The sequence below is a fragment of the Nonomuraea sp. NPDC004186 genome (assembly GCF_053603495.1).
Map to the genome: position 1 here is coordinate 1 of NZ_JBSGFQ010000044.1, position 21,126 is coordinate 21,126.

Genomic DNA, 21,126 nt, shown 5'->3' on the forward strand with positions numbered 1-21,126 from the left:
CCCCAGCGTCGACGCCCGCACCTACGGCATCCGCATGCACGTACGCTCCAACCGCTCCCGCAGCCGCCCGCCCTGCTCTACCGGATCAGTAAGGGATGCCGCTCTCGCGGGCCTTCTTGTCCACGATGTCCTCTTCAGGCCAGCCCGTGCCCGTGTCGGGGTGGTGGTTGTCGGCACTGAGGAACGGGATGCGGTGCTGCAACGTCGCCCCCACCTTCGACTTGGCCACCCCGGCCAGCCTCGACGCCTGCGCGCCCACCACCCCGGCGACCTCCTGCACCCTGGGGCTGTCGGCGACGCGCTGGGCCGTCCTCTTGATCTGTTCGTACCGCTCGCGCCCGGCCCGGCTGCCCAGCACGTAGCCGATCGCCAGACCCACAGCGAATGTCACTCGATAACGCATTTTGCACCTCCGCTGTCTCCGGGCCTACCCCGCTTACGATGCGACACGCACTCCAGGAGTGCGCTAATCTATTCCTGCGCACGACGGAGGGGCCGACAGCCCCGAGGAAATGCGCAGACGCACGATCCCGCGTAGCTCAACGGCAGAGCAGCCGGCTGTTAACCGGCAGGTTATAGGTTCGAGTCCTATCGCGGGAGCTGCGGTCAACTAAGAGGTTGGCAGTTCAGGCCCTCTCACCGGCAACAGGTGGGAGGGCCTGAGTCGTTCCGGGAGCCACTCGGGGAGCCACTACCCGGTTTGATCACCGTTGCCGAAGACGGCATCCATGGTTTCAGCTCCATGCACGATGACAGGCCTGATCTGGTGCCGGTAGACGGTCTGCGTGGTGGTGGGCGTCGAATGCCCGACGAGATCGGCGATACGTTCCACCGAGACATCCCCGTCGCTCAAGATCGAGACGAAGGAATGCCTCAGTTCCCGTACCTTCCAGCGGTTCCCGATGCCGGCCTTCTTTGTGATCACTCGCAGGCCGCGCAGTACGCGCATCGGGTCGAGCAGGGTTCCGTCATCGCGTGTGAAGACGAGATCATGCTCCTGCCACGCCTCGCCGGCGAGCAGCTTCTGAGCGGTCTGGCGTGCTCGGTGCCGTTTGAGTTCGTCGACCACGAGGGCAGGAAGAGCGAGCGCCCGACGTGACTTCTTGGTCTTGGTGTCGCCGCCGACTCGATCGGCGCGCAGGACCGAAATGGACGGTGGCTTCCCGCGCAGATTCACGGCCTCCCAGAGGAGCTTGCGAGCTTCCTCGGGCCGGATTCCGGTGAGGAGTGAGGTGATGACGTACGCGCCGAACTTTTCACCCTCACAGGCTTTGAGGACCGCGACGGCCTGGTCCAGCGTGAGGGACCTGCTCGGCCGTCCTTCTTGTCCGTGTGGTGTCTCGCACAGGGCCGAGACGTTGCGGCCGACGAGTTCACGCTTCTCCGCCATACGGATGGCCCGGGTCAGAAGGTTGTGAATCTGGATGATCGTCTTGGTGGCGAGAGTCTCGGCGAGTTCGTCGAGCCAGAGATCAACATGTTCGGCTCGAAGATCCTTGAGCCGATAGTTACCGATCTTCGGTTTGATCTGATTCTCGGCCATTGACCGAGCATGCGTGATGGTGCCGAGGCTGCGGGCTTTGAGCCCGTGCGTGAGGAAGTCCTCAACAGCGTCACTCACGCGGTAGTTCGCCTTGGTCTTGATCCCTTTCTCGGCCTCTTCGCGGAGCTTCTTGACCTTGGGAGTCAGCAGCTTGATCGCCTGTTCCCGCTGTTCGTCGACCGGACGATCTTGCCACTTGCGGGGCAGAACAACCGATGCCTTGCGACGGACGCGACGGCCGGCGCCGTCGAACCCGAGAGACACGGCCGCGATCCAGGCGTTCTTGCTCGCGTCGAAGTAGATCGAGAAATCGAGGTCCTCTGTGCTCATGCCGCCCTCCCTTCGAGGCGAGCGACGTACTCAGAGAGTGCGGCTACCGGGATACGTCGACAGCCATCGATCTTCACTGAGCGGATCTCTCTGCTCCGGAGTAATGCATAGACCTTCGTTCGACTGATCCGAAGCTGGGTTGCCGCCTCTTCGGGCTTGTAGAGCAGCGGCAGAACCGTTGAGTCGGGCATGTAGGGCTCCGTTCGCGTTCTGAGGGTTGGTCAGGCTGCGAGCGGTGTGGACGAGCTCTGTTCCCAGGCGTGGTGGGCGAGTTCTTCGCGTCCTGCTCGGGTGCGTTCGCGGGCTTGTGCCGCTGCCGTGTTGGCGAGGAGTTGGTCACCGGTGCTGTGCCAGCCGGTGCCTGCGTAGGTGAGGAAACCGATGATGAGGGTGGTTTCCTCGGTTTTGGTGTCAAGGTCTGCTTGACGCTGGAATGGCGCTGTTTGGGGGTGTCCCTCTGGCCTAGGGTGACCGTCGTTGAGGGCCTGTGCGCGTCTGTAGGCGGCTCGTTCTTCGCGGATGGAGCCGAAGGTGATCGAGTAGCGGCGGGCTTTGGTGAGGAAGTGTCCGCCGAAGCCGAGCATATGGGCCCACCTGCGTAATCCGGCCCATTCGGGTGTTTGGCCGAGGGTCCAGGCGGCGGCGATGAGGCGTTCGGGGTGGGTGCCTTGGGGGTTGGCGTACAAGTCGATGGTGTCGGGGGTGAGCCTCCGGGAGGTGTGGCCGGTGGCTTCGGTGCCTTTGGTGGAGTACTTGGCGAGGTAGGCGGCGACGGCCTGGTCGTCGAGGGCGTCGCCGGAGGCCGACAGGGTGATGGGCCGGATCTCATGTTGGTCGCCCCAGGCGATGCGCCAGCCGTCGAGGCAGGTGGGGTGGGGGTCGGTGGTGTAGGCGATGGTGGTGGCGGCCAGGGTGACGGCGGCGATGACGTCGTCGGCGGTGATGCCGTCCGGGGGCGCAAGGATGGCGTCGGGCATGTCGGGGTCGATGCCGTCCAAGCGGAGCAGGATGTGGAAGTGGACCGCGCCGCGTGCTTGGTATTCGGCGACTTTGCCGTGGGAGAGCCGGATTTTGGGCAGGCCGCGTTGCCGAGTGAGCTGGTTGAGGTGGCGTTCGGCGTGTTGCTTGGTACGGCGCCAGAGTTCTCCGGAGCTGTTGTTCCAAACCACGTGGTGGGCGTGGTCGTAACAGTCGGCGCACAGTGGCCGACCGAGCTGCCCGTCACCAGCTGCGTGACGCTGCCAGCAGGCCAGCGGGGTGCCATGGGGGCAGGTCGGCGCGTCGCGCCGGGCGTGACAGGGAGCAGGCCGGCAGGTGCAGCGGGCCTTGTCCCGGCAGGCACAGCGGCGTACGTCGCGGCTGTGGACGAGACCGAAGGAGGGGGCGGTGAGAGTGGCGAAGACGGCCGGGTGGGTGCGGACGCTGTCGGGGATGGTCTTGCCGCCGACGAGTCCGGCACGTACGAGGTGGTAGGCGTCGTGTTGGTAGGTGGTGGCGCAGGCGGGGCAGACGGTGTGGCGTCGGTTGCCGCAGGCTTTGTAGATGACGCCGTCGGGCAGGGTCGAGGTGTGCCGGTGGGTGAAGATCTCGCCGGTGCTCGCGTCGACGGTGGCTAGGTGGCCGTGCAGGCGGATCGGGTTGGTGCAGGCGGCAGCTGATTCGACGTGGCGGAGCCAGGCGGGGTAGTCGGGGCGTGCGGCGCGTTGCAGGGCGGTGCGGATCTGCTGACTGGGTTCGTGCGCGAAAGGGCTGGACAAGTGGGTTTCGGTGTTCGCCCCCACGCCCGGGGCTGGGGAAACGGTCCCGGGGGTGAGAGCCAGCGCCGAAGCGGTGTCGAGCTGGGTGGGCATGGGTTAGTGCTGTCCTTCCAGGGCGGGAGTGGGCAGTTGGAGAACCGGCAGGACCGGCAGGGCCGGGGGCTGCTCCTGGAGGGTGCGGTGATCGGTGGGCGCGTGGTCCTGGCGCTCATGGCCGAGGGGCGTTACCGCAGGTTCAGGCGTGGTTTCCGGGTCAGGTTCGGGTGCGATGGCCTCTTGGGGTGTCACCGGTTCGGTGGTGGGGGTACGTGAGAGCACCAGCTTGGTAAGGGCGAGGAATGCCAGTGCGGGGATGGCGGCGATCAGCCAGCCGGTGGGGTGGGGTTTGGCGACGGCGATCTGTGCCGCGACGGACAGGATGGCCGAGGCGATGAGAACGGCCATCGGATAGGCGATGGGTTGGCCGTTGCGCTTGCGGCGTCGGACTTCCAGGCCGGAGGCGGTGGGGGTGAGTTCGGAGATGACGGCGTTGGCCCAGCCGAACCATTCGCCGGTTCCTTCGGGGCTGTTGGCCATGGTCCAGTCGTGGACATGGGTGAAGGAGGCTGCTCCGGCCATGAGGCCGACCAGGAGCAGGATGAGGAGCTGAACGCCGGATTCGATGCGTTCGGCGCGGTTAAACGGTGAGGGCATGGTGTTCCCCCTGGGCGTCGCAAGTGAGTGGGGCGAGGGGTTGGCGGCAGTCGCCGCAGGTGAAGGAGGCTGTGGTGAGCAGGTCTGCGGCGACAGTGATGATCCGGTTGCATGCGCAGGTGGCGGCCACGAGGTTGATCGCGTAGGGCGTGGTGGTGTCGGCCGGTGCCGGATGGTCGTGGTCTGCCAGTTCCCAGCCGGTAACGCGTGGGGTGACTCCGCATAAGGGGCAGGATCGTGAGGCTCCGCCCCGGTTCTTCAGGGAGCGTTCGAGGTTGCGTCCGCCGTTCCAGACGCGGGCAACGGCGAAGTCGATGCCTGCGGCGGTGATGACTTGCAGCAGACGGGCGCCGGTGCCGTTGCGGTGCTGGCGCAGTCGCCGGGTCAGGTCTCCGGGCGTCCAGCCGATGTAGTGGCGAGCATGCTTGTAGGGCCGGTCGAAGTGCAGCAGGTAAACGGTCCCGTTGGAGCTCATGTGCTCTCACCGCCCCAGCGTTGTTGGGCGGCCTGGCGGGTGATGCCGAGGGGGCGGGCGATGTCGGCCCAGGAGTAGCCGTACTCGGCTCGCAACTGGATGACGGCCTGGGCGATGGCGTGGTCGAGCTCGGCTACGACGCCAGACAGATCGGCGAGGGCTTCGATGTCGCCGTCGGCGATGCGCTTGCTGTAGGCGCGGATGATCCGCTTGAGGAAAGCGGCGTAGTCGGGATTTTCGATCGAGCGGCTCATGATGCGCTCCGCTCGTTTCGACGGGCGCGGCGAGCGCTCAGGGCTTTGCCGAGGGCGTCGAGCTGCTTGTCGGTGGCCTTGCGCTTGGGCAGCACGCGGGCGATGTCGTAGAGGTAGGCGACGCGGCCGCCTTGGCGCCACAGGATCTGGGCGACGGGGGCTTGTCCGCCGGGCCGCAGGCCCAGGGCGGCGAGTTGCCGTCGGGTCTTGAGGTTCTTGGGAGCCCACTTCCAGGGGTAGGTGGGCAGGCCGTGTTCGCTACCGGTGGGGTCGTAGAAGACGACACGGGTACCGGGGGTAGCGTTGAGCCGGTCGAGTTGCGGTATCCGGGCAGCCAAAGCGCCGCTAGTGTGCATGGTGTGTTCTGCTCCTTTGCTTGATCGCTGGGAGTTGGAATGGGAAAGGCGGGGGCCGGAGATCTTTGGCGAGAGGTCCGGCCCTCGCTTGCGTGTTCAGTCAGTGCCGTCAGGCAGGGTGATGGGGTCGCCGCAGCAGGCGCAGTGCCAGCCGTCGGCGGCCAGGTAGGTGGAGCGGCACTCTCCGTCGCACAGGACGAATTCAGCGGTGCCGTGGCTGTCGGTGCCGAGGGTGAGCTGCGGGGAGCCGCAGGCGGGGCAGACCAGGGCCCAGGAGATCAGGCACATGGCGAGCACGTCGGCGCAGGCGGGGCAGTAGCAGCGCGAGTTCTCGCGTCTGCCGATGGACCAGCCGGACGGTGTCGCGTTCAGGATGGGGATCATGTTGGGGCATTCGTTGTCGCACTGGACCATCCAGTTGCGGAGGTCGGGGCTGCCGTTGGGGTGGTAGGCCTTGTGGATCACAGCGGCCTCCAGTGGGGGTCGTCGTAGGCGGAGGCCGGAACGGTCATCGCGGTCATGTCTTCGCCGGTGTCGATGTCGTTCTTGAGCCAGAACATGGGCAGACGCCAGGTGTAGGGGCGGCTGAGTTCGTCGTACCAGCGGATGTGACCGATGATCTGCGGGCTTTCCAGCCAGGTGATCGCGGCGATGGAGTCAGCGGTCATTGATGTACACCTCCTGGCACCAGGTGCATTCCAGGGCGCTCTCGCGGCCTCGGTCGGTGGTGATGGTGATCTCGACGAAGGTGTCATTGCTGCACTCGACGCAGCACAGGGCGAGCACCTCCAGGTCCTGGGGTGGCTGGTCGGGCCAGGGCACCTCACTCAGGGCCGGGACCGTGTCATGGTCGTGGGGCATGGTGGTTCTCCGTTCAGGCAGCCAGGGGCACGGGGGCCGGATCGCCGTTGCGGCGGATCCAGGTGACGTAGTCGACGAGCTGGTGGATCTGCTCGTCGGTGAGATAGGCGGCTTTGACCAGATGGGGGATGCCGCCTTCGGCGATGAGGTAGAAGACGCCGGGTGTGCTCGGGCTGATGGCTTGGGCGTTGAACCCGGCCGAAGCCCAGCCGTGGCCGAGGATGATGTCGGAGCTGTTGGGGGTGGTGCAGCGGAAGGCTGCCCGGTAGCCGAACAGGTCGCGTAGCGAGGTGGGGATGATGTCCACGCTGGGGCGTTGGGTGGCGGCGATGACCGGCATGGCGCAGGCACGGCCTCGTGCGACCAGGTCGCGGACGAGGGCGATGAACTCTTTCTGCTGCTCAGGTGTGCCGGTGGTGGCGGTGTAATAGGCGAGTTCGTCGATGAAGACGCCGATAACTTTGATGAGGTCGCGCGGTAGGAACTTGCGGCGGCCGTGTGCAACCAGCCAGGAGTAGCGTCGGTCCATCACCTTTTGCAGGCGTCGCAGGACGCGAAGGCCCTTGTCGATGTCAGGGCCGACGAACACGCCGCCGGCTGCTTCGGCGGCTTCCATCCACATCCCCAGTTCGACCCATTTGGGGTCCAGCAGGACCGGGGTGAAGTCGTGGCACATGAAGGCGTGCCCGACGAGGTTTTGGATCAGTACGGACTTGCCACCGCCGGGTTCTCCGGCGTCCAGCAGGTTGTGATACACGAGGTCGAGGTAGACCGGGGTGCCGAATTCATCGATCCCGATGAACACCGGGTCGAACATGGACATGGTCGGCGCTACCGGGATCGTGACCGGGAGTTCGGGAAGAGCCGCGCGCATGGCAGCGTCACCTCTTACGTGTCTGAAGGCGTGTGAGAGGTGCTACCGGGAGGAGCAAACGAGGTTCTCCCGGTAGCGGACGACGCGTCAGATCCAGTCGAGGTCGGAGTTGTCCGTGGCCGTCTTGGCGGGAGTGCCGGTGACGGCCGGGGGTCGGCCGTTCTTCTTGGCCGGACGCTCGGTGGGGTCGGTGTCGTCGATTTCCGGCACGTCAGCGAGATCGAGCTGCGCCGGAACGGTTGCGACCGGCCGGGGGATGGCCGGGACGTCGGTCGGCAGGTCCTCGGTGAGGGGGGAGCCGACCAGGCCGCCGAGGACATCGCGGCGTTTGATGTCCAGGTAGATAGCGGCGGAGTTGGAGGAACGAGCCTTGGTCACCGTGACCGAGGCGGCCCAGCAGGCGACGGCGATCTTGTCGAGCTGGGGTTCGATCTGTTCCAGCGATAGGCCGGGACGCAGCCAGACCCAGACGCGTTCCCCGACCGGGATGGGCTTGGCCATGCCGATGAAGGGCAGGTGGCCGTGCCGGTCGGCGGGGAGGAAGGAGTTGAAGCAGGTGCGCAGGCGGTGCCGGACGATGAGGCACCACAGCAGCGCCAGCATGTAGCGGCGCAGAACCGGGATGAGACCGATGGGTGCGATGATGCTCGCGTAAACGACGCCCGTGATGATCGGATTGGTCCGGTCCTGGAGGTACACCCAACCGCCGATCAGCAGCATGGTGAGGGCGATTTCCGGGAGCCACCACCAGATGGCGCGCAGGACGGGCCAGATAGCAATGATGCAGGCGGTGAGGCCGCCGACGAGGGTGCCGGCCACCAGGCCGAGGGGCACGGCGGCGAGCGGGTGCAGGTATTTGGTGGAGATCACGGCGGTGAAGGGGCCGACGATGGCCATCACGACGTAGAAGGTGATCTTTGCTGTGCGCAGGTAGCTGTACTGCACGTTGGTCTGAATCACCGTGACGGCGCTACCGCGACGGCCGATGCCGCCGCTGTTGTTGTGACGCGTCCCGAAGGTACGCTTGGACATGGCTCTCCTCCTCATGGCGAGGGTGGGGGATTGAGAGCGGGGCCGGATCTGGGCAGATTGGCGGCCCCGCCTCGTAATTTCCGAAGCTGATGATGTAGAGCTGCGGTTAGCCGAGCAGCTCAATCAGCAGGGCTGTGTGTGCGGCGAATACCGTGCCGCCGTAGCACCCGTCGAGATCGTCGGTCAGTTCGGTGTAGGTGTCGGCCGAAATCCAGGCCGCTCTACGGGCGTCGTCAGCGCCGACGACGCGGGGAAGGTCCGTTGGGTCCGCGACGCTCAATCGAGCGATGGCGGGCACGGTGACCATCCATGCCTCGTCACTGGCCCGAGGGTCGGGCACATACCGTGCAGGCATGGCCTGCCAGTCCACGTCATCGAGGACGAGACCGGTTTCTTCCAGCAGTTCACGAACTGCTGCCGATGCCGAAGCCTCTCCGAGTTCTACGTAACCGCCGGGCAGGGCCCAGCCGTGTCCGTCGGAGCGCTCGACCATCACCAGCCAGCGATGGCCTTGGCTGTCCGTGGCCATCACCACAGCGTCGGCGGCGAGTTGCTCGCCCCAGTGGCCGAGTTCGTTGCGACCGTACCGGATGCCGGTACTTTCACAGGGATTGACGGGTCGACCGTTGATCACCTCGAACGGAATGGCGGCTTGCGCCTGCGTTGTCGTCCAGTCGATCTCGCTGGGGTTGGTTCGAGGGTCGGCCCATCCTTCGCGCACACCTTTGGTGAACACGTCGGGGTGTGTGTAGGTGATTGCAGGACTCTTCGTCGTCGTGGTCATCGGTCACATCTCGATGTGCAGGTCGCCGACGATGGTGTGGGCCTGGATCCCGACCCGGCCGCTGCCGGACTGGATGTTGGTGACCTGGTCAGAGTCGCTGCTCCGCTTGGGAGCCGCCTTCGCGCCCTTACCGGCGCCCTTGCTCGGGGGACTAACTTCGCCCACCTGGAGAGGGGTAAAGCCCTCGCTTGCGATGTTGATCTTGCGCTTCCGTGTCATGATCTGTTGCCTCTCTGCTGAGGGCCAGGCACGCCCTTGTGGCTTGTGGTTGGTTGGCGTGCCTGGGACATGCGCCTGAACATGCACAGCCTGTTGATTGGGCGTGACACAGCGGAATCGTCTCCGGGCGGCGTCACGTACGGGAAACTTCGGGGATTGCGGTCTACTTGCTGGCCGGAACACCAGCGGGCTTGATGTCAGCCGCGCGGAAGGCCACGCCGTTACGACCGTTGGTCGCCCAAGGCAGTGCCTCCAGCTTGGACAGGGCGACCTGAGAACCAACGGTCACCGTAGGCCTTTCCCCGGCCGTGGTGATGTTGATCATCTCGCCGCCCGTCTCGTCCAGCGCCATGACCTGCGTGACCCACATCGGTCGGCCGGTCTCCCGCTCGGACTTCTGACGCCCGTTCTGGTCGGACTTCTCGACCGCTTCCTTCGTCACCATGAACGACTTGCCGGTGACGTCGATGAAGAGCTTCACAAAGCTCACCTCCGAATCGAGGGCCGCACCCCTGTGGTGCGAACTCCCTTGCGAGCTCCATGGGACTGCCGTTACACGTAGACTGAAAGCGGTTGTCCGATGCCTAGTGTTGCCTACCCCTTGGAGACAATTGAGGCAACAGCAAAGCTGCACGTAGGGTGGTGAGTATGGCGATCTTCGGCGACAAGCTTAGGCAACTCCGCCTTGAGCGCGACCTCTCTCTATCTCGCTTTGCTGCATTGGTGAGCTATGACAAGGGATACCTTTCTCGACTGGAGACGGGCAAGAAAGCGCCGTCCGAAGAGGTAGCCCGTGCATGCGATGTCGCGCTAAACGCACGCGGAGATCTCATCGCCGCAGCTCACGCTGATATTGCGGCAAACAGAGACCTCCGCCCCTGGCAGGCGGCTGAACTGATCAGCCGAATTCAAAAGTCGGACACTGACGCTGTAACCCTCGAAGCGCTCCAATCAACAGTGTTCGAACTGGGCTGCGAGTATGCCTATCGCGATGCTGACAGCCTGCGGAACGAAGCGCATGACTGGCTTCGTCGGATCGCTAACATGCTGCGCAAGCCGCTTGGGCTGAAAGCACATACCGAGCTGCTCACTGCAACAGGCTGGCTAGCTCTCCTCGTGGGATGTCTGGAATACGACATGGGGCTTAGAACGGCTGCTGAAGTGACTCGGGCAGCTGCTCACAAGCTCGGAGAAGAGGCGGGAAACACAGAGATCATTGGCTGGTCTCACGAAATGTCGGCATGGTTCGCACTTACCCAGGGCCGCTACCGGGATGTTATCGCCCCCGCGTGTGCAGCACAGGACGCCAGCCGGAATCACTCTGTTGTCGTTCAACTCATCGCGCAAGAAGCTAAAGCCCTCGCACGTGTCGGAGACTCTCACAAGCTACGTGAGACTCTCGAACGCGGTCGTGCCGTGCTCGACGGATTCCCCATCCCCGAGCGCACCGACAATCATTTCATCGTAGATCCCGCCAAGTGGGACTTCTACGCCATGGATGCTTATCGGCTAGCAGGCGAAGACTCTCTCGCAGCCATGCATGCAAACGAAGTACTGGCCAGCTCAGTAGCACCCGATGGAACTATCCGCGCTCCAATGCGTATGGCTGAAGCCAAGCTCACTCTAGGTGTAGCAGCTGCACGAAACGGGAACCTGGAAGAAGCCATCTCGCTGGGACGGGAAGCAACGGAGTCGAGCAGAAAATCCATTCCTTCTCTTCTCATGGTTGCTGGGGAACTAGACGCTGTACTTGAGCAGCGCTTCCCGGACGAACCTGAGACCGAAGAGTTTCGTGAGCTGCTGCGTTCCCTCCGCTAAGCTCTCGCCCCAACTCTCTCATCCGGCCACAGGGCTGAAGCGTTCTCGGCTGATGAGACGCGTGTGAGCAGGAAGTCCTAACAGAATGATCTCTCAGGGTGTCACGACGATATGGTGTGCCGATGGGAGACATCTAAGCTGTCGATGACAGAAGAAGACCGGAATCCCGACGATTTCAACTCCAGTACGACTGTTTGCGCTCAATGAATGGCTACGCGGCTAGTGGCCAGATCTGGATCGCACGCTCACTCTCGATGAATTTGAGCTCGCGTTCCTCCGACTCACTCAGCGCCAATACGTCATAGATCTCACCCACAGGAAACTCTCGTATAGTCTCCGCCAGAACGTGCCCGCGCGACAATTCGCCATCGGGATAGACAAGGAGCAAATCCACATCTGAGGGGAACGCTTTATCTCCGGTCGATGACCCGAATAGGTAAAGCATAACGCCAGCGAATTCAGCGACGTGTTCCTCAACGCCGCTTAGGAGGCTCATAATTACGGAGTTGGTCTCCGTCATAGTTCAGTGCTCCCATCAGTTCGCTGATCTTGTAGATCGGCACCTGCGCATCACGAGCGTGCGAGTAAGCGGCCGTCGTTGCGCTCCCGTTGGGATTCGCATTCAGAATGATATCTGCGTCCGGGTGTCGACTGATGGCGCGCACGGCTGCTTCTTCGCTAAATTCGTACTCGTACTCGATGGCAATGACGACATCACTGAGTGCACCTTCTCGCCGAAGGCGGAGGGAGCTCTCACAAATCATGTCATACTCGACGACTCGCGAATGCTGTTCTAGGCGCTCACGGTTGTAGCTGACATTTTTATCCAAGAATGGACGTGGATCTGTCTCATGCATGAATGTGTAGAGCTCTTTGACCGTGAGGATCGTTGAACCATTTGTCATAGCGAGTTCTCGAGCGTCCCAGTCATAATGCCCAGACTTAGAAATGAGCACGATTGCTGTAGGCAGCACCTTGGCTAGCACCACTCCGACAAGGTTCTTATCGATCCGGCGATCGCCCAACGGTGCTACCGTAATCGGAGCGACCTTCTTCCGCTCAATTCTGACTAGGCCGTCAGTCAAAGTCGTTGCACTGGTCACCTCTGAGTGTTTGTTAATCGTTGAAGCGAACCACATAGATCGAAAATCAGGACTGGGCATACTCGTCCTCAGTAAACAAGTTCTCTGCAGCTGCCGGGAAACGTCGAGCCGGAGCTGTAACAGCTTGACCTCGATGCTTCTCGGCAAGGTCACGGGTATGTAGCCGCAAGAGCTCGGCGGTCCCCCGATCTCTATCGGTTGTGAGTCGTTCGTTGACTCTAACTATTGCAACGACAAGCTCGTTCCCCGGCACAATATCTTCAAGAACATGCCGACTCCATCTCTCCGCTTCTTCGACAGAGGAGATCGAACCGTCATTGACGTCTGGTCCATAATTGCTAAATATCAGATGGTTCCGTTCGAGGATTGCCTTCACTGCGCTACGCGCATCTGATCTTGTCTCGAATACTGGTGTCCCGCCGACCAGTGCGACCGCAGCAGCGCGCGACCGCTTTCTAGACAACAAAACCTCTACAGGAAAGCTGTCCGGAACCTTGTCAACCTGCGTGTGACATGTTGGGCACAACAGGACAATATTTGCAGGGTCACTTCGTTCTTCGTCAGATACCGTCTGATCTGCACGAGGTCCAGAGTCCGAGTGCGCAACCACGTGGGCCCGCTCCGCGATCGAGATCGACCGAGAACTGTCGGCTATGTCCACAAAGAGTCGAGCACTGCAGAGTAGGCACGTACCAGCAGACTCCGCGAATAGTCGACGGTCCTGGTCCTGAGTGAGTTTCGGGCGACCATTGTTACAAGCCACTCCAGCCCCGCTTTCGGCAACTGTCGATATCATACAGCCGAGATCGGGCGGGAGTGGCGTGACCGCTATGACAAGTGTTCCAGCTTGGGATGCGTCCTGTGAGAACTTTCTTCTCATACTTAAAGCGGCCCTGACCGGGCCGCACGCGCCGCCGACTCGGCGCGGGCCGGGCTCTTCCGCTTATGCTCACGCGCCCGTCCCGCAACACGCCGGTCGGCAGGCGCGGACGATAGGACAGGGCCGCACAGTCGAGGAGCGCACGGCTCAGGTCACGGGACCGAGCTCATCAGCGCAGGCGCGCGCGAGCACGGGGCCGGCCTTGCTGCATGCCTCCGGCGGGGGCGCTCCGGCTCCGGGCAGCCAAGATCGTTGCGGGCATGTCTGAACGGGTTGCCGTGGAAGCCTGCCCGCCTGCCGCCGTCCCAGGGCAAGCCCTAGCAGACCAGCCGCGGGGCCGCCTTCGCTCTATCACGGCCTTAGCACCGGGCGCGCGGCTGGGGCAGCCCCGCGGCTGGCCCGCTACCCCTTCGGGTGGGGACGACGGCAGACGGGCAGGCCCAAGAGGGGTCGTACGCTTGTAAGTGACCTTCAGTGTCAACGACGTCTTGATGTTCAGACGCTGTCCCTAAAGCAGTGAAACAACGTGAGTGTCATGCGTCAGCGGCTAACCTGCCGATCCGCTGTATCGCCTGCAACAAGCTGAAATCATCGTTCGGATCTCTCCACCGGACAATTTCAAGGCGCGCTGAACCCTCTTTTCCTATGAGTTCCACAGCTGTATCTAACAAGTTTGATCGGGGTATCTCCTGTGTGACGATGATGAGCCCTGTAAAATTATCAAGATGGCGAGTGGCATTCACGTACATGCTCTGCATATGCGCTACATTACGGGCAGAATCAAGTAAAGATATCAGTTCAACGGCAATTGCTCGATCGTTAACGGTCACAACGAAATCGTATACCCGCCGACCTGCCACGTAGCGAGCTATCAATTGCGCTCCAGGGGGGAGCACTCTTTGTAGGGCATTGGTTATTTGGCGCTCATACTCAGAATCGGGTATCCGATCCGCTACTCTTTTTTTCAGGGACTGCGTTATTTCCGGATAGCCAGCGTGATTCCAGGTAATTCTAAGATCTGGTGGCCTCTCTACTTCTCCGGAACGAGCCCATTCCCAGCCTAATCGAGCACCTTCTCGTAAAACAGCCTCGATCGCATTTCGTCGCACAGTTTCCACCATTTGGCTTTGTTTTCCTAGGTCCGAAAGAGGATAGTTCTTATCATCTCCCGAACTATCGGGCGAATCCTCGCTGGGGTGCGATTCTGACTCGTCAATGACGGCATCAGTAATGCTGCTTTCAATGGCATCAATGGTCGCGTCTGCTCGCTGCAGAACTTCTTCTGTAGGCCCAAACTCTACCTCTGCGCCCGCTGCGCCTACCCTGGAGATCCGACGCACTAACTCCTTTAGAGGTGTTCTGAATACAATGGTCATTACGGTAATCACAAAAGGCCAAATGATGACTTTTAGATATTCGAGGGTCAGCGTCCAGTTCATGTTGACCATTGTGGTTGCCATCCAGTGCGATTGGGGCTGGAACGTAAATTTATGACGGATTGTCCTTTTTGTCTCGTTTGGTCAAAGGCTGATGTGCAGTGGCAGACCGCATCCCAGCTTCCTGTGATTGGTTGAGAGACCGAAAGGGAGCCATGAAGGGAGCCACGCGAGATGAACCGATGCGATCGGAACTGAACTCCTTGAGATGCACTGCCCCGGGCCTGAATCAGCTGGAATGGATCAAAACGACAAGAGCCAGGTTCGAGTCCTATCGCGGGAGCTTCGATTGCACAACGCAGGCCCTCTTCCTTGATCAAGGACGAGGGCCTGAGTCGTTCCGGGAGCCACTCCTGGTCTGGCGTCGACAGACGGTCTACGAGGTCGGCGAGGGCTCCACCGAGCCCTCGCCGTCACTCAAGATCGAGACGAAGGAGCGTCGATGTTCCCGATGTCGTCCGAGCTCATCGACTGCATTGAGGGCGACCCTGGATCAGGTCAGGTGTCCACTCATAGCTCATAGCGGTACCAACGCCGCGGATCCCCGTTCTCGTACAGCCACAGCGTCCCATCTCTGCCGATCTTCCCCCGTGCCCAGCCGGTCGGGTGCCGGTCGTCCGGCAGCAGCAGGCGCTCACGGCCCGTCTTGGTGATGGCCCCGGCCTGTTGGCGGGCCCTGCGGATCTCCCAGCGGAAGCCGCCACCCGCTCGGCGCTGATCGAGGAAGCCGAGCTCGGTGCCTGAGACGGCCAAGCCGTGGCCCCGTGTGATGGAGTTCGGTGTGATGTTCCGGACGCCGCCAGCGTCGATCTCGATCAGTGGGAAGTCGGTGTAGGGGCACGCATGGACCAGGTCACGGCCGACGTTCAGCGCATAGCAGTCGCACCAGACAACGTCTGGAGTGTGGGACGGCGCCATCCAGGGCGGTCCGCCGTCGCTGTCCCAGCGTGCCAAACCGATCATTAAACCGTAGGAGCGGGTGCCGTCGGGGTTGGGGAACCAGTAGTTCGACTCGTCGAAGTAGCTGATCCAGATGTTGCCCTGGGCATCCGTCATGAGCTGCTCGATGCCGTCACCGGCGTAGAAGGCCGAGCAGGTCTGCCCGTTTCCGTCGATCACCCGGACGTTGTCGGTGAGGTGAAGTCGGCCCTCGGGAACCGGCTCCCAGTAGTGCTCACGGTCGATGCCCACAGGCTCACAGCGGCCGGCGGCCAGCACGATGCCATCGGCGAGGGTGTCGATGTGGGTGAACCACAGGTCGAGATCCGTCAGCGGAATCTCACTGATCTCGGCTCCGTCGCAGATGACGGCCGTCGCGTCATAGCGCGGAGGCGGCCGTAGGCCGGAGAAGCGCGGGATGGGGGTGAAGTCTTGGGCGGGGTCGGCGACCAGGGCGGCCAGTCGGCCACGATGGTCAATGGTCGAGGCCAGGACCTCATAACGGGCGTAGCGATCGGGAAGGGTCGCATGCAGCCCAAGCCGGCGGTCAGCGACCATAAGCCTTTCTCGTTGTCATCCATCGATGATCGCATACAAAAGGCAGGACGGGATGCTGCTCCGTCTCCCGGATGATGAGTATGAAGTCGCCGGCGCTCTGGGCGGCCGACATGTTCGTATTCGATCACGTTCCGGCCGCCGTGGCGGAGTTATGACCGGCTGAAGGCCGAGATCCTCGCCGAGGCGTAGGGACGGGCGATTTCCTGGCCGGGTCACGTCCAGCGGGATCCTGTCACCCGACCAGCTCAAAGGCCGTTTCCGAGGCGAAGGTGGTCAGGAGGGGCGTTTGGCGAGGATGCCGGTCAGCGCCCAGCCGAGGCCGACGATGACGCCGCCGACGATGGCGACGACGCCGACCCCGCCGGTCTGGAGCAGCGCGAGCAGGGCGATCACCAGCCCGTAGATCACGGTCAGGGCGAGCATCAGGCGGGGATATGTCTTCTGGGTCATATGCACACGATCGCGTGGCGCAGGACAGGGGTCTGTCCCCCGATCGGTGGACATGCTCCCGGTAAAATGCCGATCATGGGCAGTCCCGTGGACGCGCGGGCGGAGAACGCCTGGTTGCGTTCCTATCCCTTCTGGGACGCGTACTTCGCGATCGTGCTGATCGCGACCATCATCACCATCGTGGTGGACGACGGGGCGCCGGTCGCCATCATCCTGCTGCTCCTGATCGCCATCTCGTACGCGCTGTGGGGCCGCAAGGCCGTGCGGGCGCCGGTCGCGCCCACCAAGGAGGGCTGGTGGCACGCCGCCGCGATGCTCGTCCTGTTCACCGCGGCCAACCTGCTCGCGTCGCAGTCCGCCGTCGCGCTGTCGGCGTTGATCCCCATGACGTTCATGGCGCTGCGGCGGGCGCGGGCCGTGGCCGTGACGGTGGCCATGTTCACCGGACCCGCGATCCAGCTCATGGCGGAGAACGGCTCGCACCCGCTGCTGATCGCGGTGGCGATCGTTCTCGGACTGTCGGCCAGTACGCTGCTGGGGGTGTTCATCGACCGGCTCGGGCGGCAGAACACCGAGCGGGCCCGGCTGATCGCGGAGCTCGACCGCACCCGGGAGGAGCTGGCCGAGGTGAGCAAGGAGGCCGGGATGCTGGCCGAACGCGAGCGGCTGGCCGGTGACATCCACGACACGCTGGCCCAGGGGTTCGCGAGCATCATGATGCTGCTGCAGGCCGCGGGGGACGGGCACGACCCGTATGTGCGGCGCGCCATGGAGACGGCCAAGGAGAACCTGTCCGAGACCCGCGCGCTCATCGCCGCCCTGGCGCCGCCCGCGCTGGAGGGAGCCTCGCTGGAGGAGGCGCTGGGGCGGCTGGCCAAGGGGTTCGAGCTGCCCGTGGAGGTGAGCGTCGCCGGGACCGCCGACGCACCCGCCCTCGTGGCGGAGACGCTGGTGCGGGCCGCCCAGGAAGGGCTGGCCAACGTACGCAAGCACGCCCGCGCCCGCTCCGTACGGCTGGCCCTCGAACACGTGCCGGGCCCGGCCGTACGGATGTCGATCTCCGACGACGGGCGCGGCTTCGCCCCCTCGACCGGCGCCGACGGGTACGGCCTGCGCGCGATGCGCAACCGGGTGACCCGGCTCGGCGGCACCGTCCGGATCACCGGCTCGCCCGGCCAGGGGACCACGCTCGTGGTGGAGCTGCCATGCTCAGGGTGATGATCGTCGACGACCATCCGATCGTCCGTGAAGGGCTGCGCGGGATGCTGCAGGCCGAGCCGGACCTGGAGGTGGTCGGCGAGGCCGGGTCGGGGGACGAGGCCGTGGTCGTCGTCCCCCGGCTGCGGCCCGACGTGATCCTCATGGACCTGCGCATGCCGGGCGGTGACGGGGTCAGCGCCATCGAACGGCTGGGGCCCGGCCACCGGGTCATCGTGCTGACGACGTACGAGGACGACGGGGAGATCCTTCGGGCCGTCTCCGCGGGCGCGGCCGGATACCTGCTGAAGGACGTGTCACGGGCGGACCTGGCGTCGGCCGTGCGGGCGGCGGCGGGCGGCCGGACGGTGCTCTCGCCGTCGGTCGCCGCGCGGCTGGCCGGGCGGCGGCCCGCCGTGCCCGTGCTGTCGGAACGGGAGCGAGAGGTCCTGGAGCTGGTGGGCCAGGGGCTCACGAACGGGGAGATCGGCCGGCGGCTGTTCATCGGGGAGGCGACGGTCAAGACGTACCTGCTGCGGGTGTACGGCAAGCTGGGCGTCTCCGACCGCACCTCGGCCGTCCTGGCCGCCCTGGACCTCGGCCTCGTCCACCGCCACCCCTGAGCCCGTCCCCAGGCTGTTGGCTCCTTCCGGCCCCGACGGCCCCTCGCCTCCGGCCGGGAGGTGACTGCCTGCGCGTCGGCCTCGGGTGGGGCGTGCCTCCCCCCCCTTTCCTCGAAGGACCGCAACCATGGATGGTGGGGCGTCCGACGCTGTATTCGGTGGCCAGGTCGGCCAGGGACGCCTCGCCTGCGCCGGCCGGGTGTTCCGGTTGAGGATCGCCTCCCGTGCGAGATGCGTCCGTGGGTGCTACCGCAGTTGGTCGCGGCGGCGGGTCAGGGAGGCGGTCTCGGCGGTGTTGCCGGCCAGTTCGATGGCTTTGTCGTAGGCCGCGCGCGACTCCCGGCCGCGGCCCAGCCGGCGCAGCAGGTCGGCGCGGGTGGCGTGGTAGGCGTGATAGCCGGCCAACCTGGGCTCAAGACGGTCGACGGCCGACAGCGCCACCTCCGGCCCGTCGAGCTCGGCCACGGCGATGGCCCGGTTGAGGGCGATGATCGGCGAGGGGTCGAGGCGGACGAGCTGGTCATAGAGGGCGAGGACCTGCGACCAGTCGGTGTCGCGCATGTCGCGGGCGGAGGTGTGCACGGCGTTGATCGCCGCGAGGATCTGGTAGCGACCCGGAGCCACCCCGGCGGCGGCAGCGGCGAGGCGCTCGCGCACCAGCCGGTGACCCTCGGCGATCAGCGCCGCGTCCCAGGCCCCTCGGTCCTGCTCGCCGAGGGCCACCAGTTCGCCGCCGGACGAGACCCGGGCGGGGCGGCGGGCCTCGGTGAGGAGCATCAGCGCCAGCAGTCCGGCCACTTCACCGTCGTCCGGCAGGAGCGCACGGATCAGGCGGGTGAGCCGGATCGCCTCGGCGGTCAGCTCGTGCCGTACGGGGTCGGTGTCGGGGCTGGTGGCCAGGTAGCCCTCGTTGAAGACGAGGTAGAGGACGGCGAGGACGCCGGAGACGCGCGCCGGGAGGTCCTCCGCGGACGGCACCCGATAGGGGATGCGCGCCGCCTTGATCTTGGCCTTCGCGCGGGTGATCCGCTGCCCCATGGCGCTCTCGGCCACCAGGAAGGCGCGGGCGATCTCGGGCATGGTCAGGCCGGCGACCATGCGCAGCGTCAGCGCCACGCGGGTCTCCATCGCCAGCGCCGGGTGACAGCAGGTGAAGATCAGCCGGAGCCGGTCGTCGTCGATGACGCCGACAGGCTCGGGCCGGTCGTCGTCGTACACCATCTGAGCCTCCTTGTGCTTGTCGTCGCGTTTGTTCTCGCGCCGGATCCGGTCGATGGCCTTGCGGTTGGCGGTGGTGGTCAGCCAGGCGCCGGGGTTGGGGGGCACGCCGTCGGCCGGCCACCGCTGGACGGCGGTCGCGAACGCCTCGGCGGCCGCCTCCTCGGCGATGTCGAGGTCGCCGAAGCGCCTGGTCAGGGAGGCGACCACCCGGGCCCACTCCTCATGGTGAGCCTGGGTGATCGCCTCGCGGACGTCGATCCTGTTCACTGGAACGGCCGCACCTCGACCTTGCGGTTGCAGGCCTTCGACCCCTCGGCTGCCAGCTTGAGCGCCACGTCGAGGTCGGGGGCCTCGATGATCCAGAAGCCGGCGAGGTACTCCTTGGACTCCAGAAAGGGCCCGTCGGTGACCATCGCCTCCCCACCCCGGTTGTCGATGACGGTGGCCGTGTCGGGCGAGGCGAGGCCGCCGGCGAAGACCCAGTGGCCGTCGGTCTGGAGCCGGTCGTTGAACACGTCGATCGCAGCGTCCTCGTCCGGGGTGGCGGGGCCGGCCTGGTCGTGGATCACGGAAATCAGGTACTGCATCTGAGGATCATCTCCTGTGGTGTCAAGACAGTGCCGGTCAGGGACTTCAGACGCTTGCATACTGCGGGCGCCCGGCGGGCCGGTAGACCTGGGTCGTCACGCCCTTGGAGTCGCCCCGCGATTCGACCAGGTCGAGCGCACGATCCGGGCCGGTCTCCGGGAACAATCGCGTGGCCGCCGCGAGGTCACCGCGGAGAACGGTCGTGTCCTCCCAGCGCGGCGCGGCGAGCGTGGGCGCGCTCGAATCCGTTCCTGCGGTCCTCATCCGACGCACCGCCGTTTCCCTGCACGTCACGGTCGTCAGCTTCATGATCGCGGTTCCTTCCACCTCGGCGCCGCCCCCTTGCGGGCGGCCTCACCCCTGCTACGAACACCACCGCCCCGATCCGACACCGCCTCCCGGATTTCGTTGAAGAACTTTCAGCGATCCGACAGCGCGGCCGCGCTCCACTTCCTCGACCTCGGATGAGGCGTACCTGAAGATCACTTCGGGTGCCTTAAGCCCTCCTTCAGGTGCGCCGCGCCACCCTCGGGCTGTCTCATCGAATCGGGGAAGGAGACCCCAATGTTCAAGCGACGCGCCGCCGTCGTCCTCACCGCCGTCACCCTCGGGCTCGCCGGCATGGCCGGGTCCGCGCTGGCCGACGACGGTCCGATCGAGGTGCGCGGCGAAGGGCTGGTCAGGGTCCACGGCGAGCCGGACCTCCCGGCCGGCCCGCTCACGTGCTGGCTGACCGACGGCAAGGTCGTCAAGTTCTCCAAGGCCCGGGTGGCCGAGCTCGTGGACGAGGAGTACATCGAGCCGGCCCAGCCCGTGACCGTGGACGGCGTGACGACCCTGCCCGCGGACCGGCTGTCGATCAGCGTCCCGGCCGGGGAGCTGCCGTACAAGGTCAAGGCAGGCAAGCGCTGGCACCGCAGCCGCGTCATCCACCTCACGTGCGTGTGGAGGGACTACGCGGGCCGTTAGTCGCTGAGTGCGCCCCGGAGCCTTCCGGGGCGCACTCATTTCATGGTTTGGCGGGACAAAGCTGAGAGCGGCTGGTAAGGATGGGTTACCGGTCCTCTGGGCCGGTAGCCGCGGGCAGGTCGACGGGGGCGAGGAGAGGGCGCCGCCACCAGGACGTGTCGCCGAC

At 64.7% G+C, this 21,126-nt stretch carries 28 protein-coding genes and 1 tRNA gene; 5 read left to right on the top strand and 24 right to left on the bottom strand.

The window, feature by feature from the left end; translation table 11 throughout:
- Window positions 1-85 precede the first annotated feature (85 nt).
- Window positions 86-403, bottom strand: coding sequence for a YtxH domain-containing protein (locus tag ACWEPL_RS31580; protein ID WP_350725184.1), 318 nt, complete (start codon window positions 401-403; stop codon window positions 86-88).
- Window positions 404-528: 125 nt separating this feature from the next.
- Here ACWEPL_RS31580 and ACWEPL_RS31585 point away from each other — a divergent pair.
- A tRNA-Asn gene (locus ACWEPL_RS31585) sits at window positions 529-600 on the top strand.
- A gap of 91 nt (window positions 601-691) precedes the next feature.
- On the opposite strand, the gene ACWEPL_RS31590 is transcribed toward ACWEPL_RS31585, so the two are convergent.
- The 15 genes from ACWEPL_RS31590 to ACWEPL_RS31660 form a co-directional block, all read right to left on the bottom strand.
- Entirely contained in the window at window positions 692-1,873 is a 1,182-nt protein-coding gene (locus tag ACWEPL_RS31590) for a tyrosine-type recombinase/integrase (RefSeq protein ID WP_452438325.1), read from the bottom strand.
- Window positions 1,870-2,064, bottom strand: coding sequence for a helix-turn-helix domain-containing protein (locus ACWEPL_RS31595; protein ID WP_185072056.1), 195 nt, complete (start codon window positions 2,062-2,064; stop codon window positions 1,870-1,872). The genes ACWEPL_RS31590 and ACWEPL_RS31595 overlap by 4 nt, the downstream gene beginning before the upstream one ends.
- 30 nt (window positions 2,065-2,094) lie before the next feature.
- Window positions 2,095-3,723, bottom strand: coding sequence for a replication initiator (locus tag ACWEPL_RS31600; protein ID WP_452438326.1), 1,629 nt, complete (start codon window positions 3,721-3,723; stop codon window positions 2,095-2,097).
- Between the two features lie 3 nt (window positions 3,724-3,726).
- On the bottom strand, window positions 3,727-4,323 hold the full coding sequence (locus tag ACWEPL_RS31605; RefSeq protein ID WP_452438327.1) for a hypothetical protein: 597 nt from the start codon (window positions 4,321-4,323) through the stop codon (window positions 3,727-3,729).
- Entirely contained in the window at window positions 4,307-4,798 is a 492-nt protein-coding gene (locus ACWEPL_RS31610) for a hypothetical protein (RefSeq protein WP_452438328.1), read from the bottom strand. The genes ACWEPL_RS31605 and ACWEPL_RS31610 overlap by 17 nt, the downstream gene beginning before the upstream one ends.
- Window positions 4,795-5,052, bottom strand: coding sequence for a hypothetical protein (locus ACWEPL_RS31615; protein ID WP_452438329.1), 258 nt, complete (start codon window positions 5,050-5,052; stop codon window positions 4,795-4,797). Before ACWEPL_RS31615 ends, ACWEPL_RS31610 begins: the two co-directional genes overlap by 4 nt.
- Window positions 5,049-5,408, bottom strand: coding sequence for an RRQRL motif-containing zinc-binding protein (locus tag ACWEPL_RS31620; protein WP_452438330.1), 360 nt, complete (start codon window positions 5,406-5,408; stop codon window positions 5,049-5,051). Before ACWEPL_RS31620 ends, ACWEPL_RS31615 begins: the two co-directional genes overlap by 4 nt.
- A gap of 96 nt (window positions 5,409-5,504) precedes the next feature.
- Window positions 5,505-5,873: a hypothetical protein gene (locus tag ACWEPL_RS31625; protein ID WP_452438331.1), complete on the bottom strand. Its 369-nt coding sequence runs from the start codon at window positions 5,871-5,873 to the stop codon at window positions 5,505-5,507.
- The gene (locus tag ACWEPL_RS31630; RefSeq protein WP_452438332.1) at window positions 5,870-6,076 is read right to left on the bottom strand and encodes a hypothetical protein; all 207 of its coding nucleotides are present in this window, start codon (window positions 6,074-6,076) and stop codon (window positions 5,870-5,872) included. Before ACWEPL_RS31630 ends, ACWEPL_RS31625 begins: the two co-directional genes overlap by 4 nt.
- The gene (locus ACWEPL_RS31635) at window positions 6,066-6,269 is read right to left on the bottom strand and encodes a hypothetical protein (RefSeq protein WP_452438333.1); all 204 of its coding nucleotides are present in this window, start codon (window positions 6,267-6,269) and stop codon (window positions 6,066-6,068) included. The genes ACWEPL_RS31630 and ACWEPL_RS31635 overlap by 11 nt, the downstream gene beginning before the upstream one ends.
- A 13-nt stretch (window positions 6,270-6,282) precedes the next feature.
- The gene (locus ACWEPL_RS31640; RefSeq protein ID WP_452438334.1) at window positions 6,283-7,143 is read right to left on the bottom strand and encodes an FtsK/SpoIIIE domain-containing protein; all 861 of its coding nucleotides are present in this window, start codon (window positions 7,141-7,143) and stop codon (window positions 6,283-6,285) included.
- An 87-nt stretch (window positions 7,144-7,230) separates the two neighbouring features.
- Complete coding sequence (locus tag ACWEPL_RS31645) at window positions 7,231-8,175, bottom strand: hypothetical protein (RefSeq protein WP_452438335.1); 945 nt, start codon at window positions 8,173-8,175, stop codon at window positions 7,231-7,233.
- A gap of 106 nt (window positions 8,176-8,281) precedes the next feature.
- Complete coding sequence (locus ACWEPL_RS31650; protein ID WP_452438336.1) at window positions 8,282-8,959, bottom strand: NUDIX domain-containing protein; 678 nt, start codon at window positions 8,957-8,959, stop codon at window positions 8,282-8,284.
- 3 nt (window positions 8,960-8,962) lie between these two features.
- Window positions 8,963-9,124: a hypothetical protein gene (locus ACWEPL_RS31655; RefSeq protein WP_452438337.1), complete on the bottom strand. Its 162-nt coding sequence runs from the start codon at window positions 9,122-9,124 to the stop codon at window positions 8,963-8,965.
- A gap of 217 nt (window positions 9,125-9,341) precedes the next feature.
- Window positions 9,342-9,659: a hypothetical protein gene (locus tag ACWEPL_RS31660; RefSeq protein ID WP_452438338.1), complete on the bottom strand. Its 318-nt coding sequence runs from the start codon at window positions 9,657-9,659 to the stop codon at window positions 9,342-9,344.
- A gap of 167 nt (window positions 9,660-9,826) precedes the next feature.
- Between ACWEPL_RS31660 and ACWEPL_RS31665 the strand changes: the two genes are divergently transcribed.
- Window positions 9,827-10,996: a helix-turn-helix domain-containing protein gene (locus ACWEPL_RS31665; protein WP_452438339.1), complete on the top strand. Its 1,170-nt coding sequence runs from the start codon at window positions 9,827-9,829 to the stop codon at window positions 10,994-10,996.
- Window positions 10,997-11,469: 473 nt separating this feature from the next.
- On the opposite strand, the gene ACWEPL_RS31670 is transcribed toward ACWEPL_RS31665, so the two are convergent.
- The 5 genes from ACWEPL_RS31670 to ACWEPL_RS31690 form a co-directional block, all read right to left on the bottom strand.
- Window positions 11,470-12,099, bottom strand: a complete 630-nt coding sequence (locus ACWEPL_RS31670; protein WP_452438340.1) for a hypothetical protein — start codon at window positions 12,097-12,099, stop codon at window positions 11,470-11,472.
- A gap of 46 nt (window positions 12,100-12,145) precedes the next feature.
- Window positions 12,146-12,979 (bottom strand): HNH endonuclease, encoded by an 834-nt coding sequence (locus ACWEPL_RS31675; RefSeq protein WP_452438341.1) that lies wholly within the window; start codon window positions 12,977-12,979, stop codon window positions 12,146-12,148.
- Between the two features lie 533 nt (window positions 12,980-13,512).
- Window positions 13,513-14,418 (bottom strand): hypothetical protein, encoded by a 906-nt coding sequence (locus ACWEPL_RS31680; RefSeq protein WP_452438342.1) that lies wholly within the window; start codon window positions 14,416-14,418, stop codon window positions 13,513-13,515.
- A 507-nt stretch (window positions 14,419-14,925) separates the two neighbouring features.
- Entirely contained in the window at window positions 14,926-15,912 is a 987-nt protein-coding gene (locus ACWEPL_RS31685) for a hypothetical protein (RefSeq protein ID WP_452438343.1), read from the bottom strand.
- 273 nt (window positions 15,913-16,185) lie between these two features.
- Window positions 16,186-16,362, bottom strand: a complete 177-nt coding sequence (locus tag ACWEPL_RS31690) for a hypothetical protein (protein ID WP_355207971.1) — start codon at window positions 16,360-16,362, stop codon at window positions 16,186-16,188.
- Window positions 16,363-16,437: 75 nt separating this feature from the next.
- On the opposite strand from ACWEPL_RS31690, the gene ACWEPL_RS31695 reads away from it, so the two are divergent.
- Together ACWEPL_RS31695 and ACWEPL_RS31700 are read left to right on the top strand one after the other, a co-directional pair.
- On the top strand, window positions 16,438-17,580 hold the full coding sequence (locus ACWEPL_RS31695; protein ID WP_452438344.1) for a sensor histidine kinase: 1,143 nt from the start codon (window positions 16,438-16,440) through the stop codon (window positions 17,578-17,580).
- The gene (locus ACWEPL_RS31700; protein ID WP_452438345.1) at window positions 17,568-18,182 is read left to right on the top strand and encodes a response regulator; all 615 of its coding nucleotides are present in this window, start codon (window positions 17,568-17,570) and stop codon (window positions 18,180-18,182) included. Before ACWEPL_RS31695 ends, ACWEPL_RS31700 begins: the two co-directional genes overlap by 13 nt.
- Window positions 18,183-18,428: 246 nt before the next feature.
- Here the strand turns inward: ACWEPL_RS31700 and ACWEPL_RS31705 are convergent, their stop codons facing one another.
- The 3 genes from ACWEPL_RS31705 to ACWEPL_RS31715 are packed head-to-tail and all read right to left on the bottom strand — an operon-like array spanning window position 18,429 to window position 20,300.
- A complete protein-coding gene (locus ACWEPL_RS31705) occupies window positions 18,429-19,670 on the bottom strand; it encodes an RNA polymerase sigma factor (RefSeq protein WP_452438346.1) in 1,242 nt (413 codons plus the stop codon).
- A complete protein-coding gene (locus tag ACWEPL_RS31710) occupies window positions 19,667-19,990 on the bottom strand; it encodes a YciI family protein (RefSeq protein WP_452438347.1) in 324 nt (107 codons plus the stop codon). Before ACWEPL_RS31710 ends, ACWEPL_RS31705 begins: the two co-directional genes overlap by 4 nt.
- 46 nt (window positions 19,991-20,036) lie before the next feature.
- The gene (locus ACWEPL_RS31715) at window positions 20,037-20,300 is read right to left on the bottom strand and encodes a hypothetical protein (protein WP_452438348.1); all 264 of its coding nucleotides are present in this window, start codon (window positions 20,298-20,300) and stop codon (window positions 20,037-20,039) included.
- 255 nt (window positions 20,301-20,555) lie between these two features.
- Here ACWEPL_RS31715 and ACWEPL_RS31720 point away from each other — a divergent pair, with 255 nt between their 5' ends.
- Window positions 20,556-20,960, top strand: a complete 405-nt coding sequence (locus ACWEPL_RS31720) for a hypothetical protein (protein ID WP_452438349.1) — start codon at window positions 20,556-20,558, stop codon at window positions 20,958-20,960.
- Window positions 20,961-21,126: the final 166 nt, after the last annotated feature.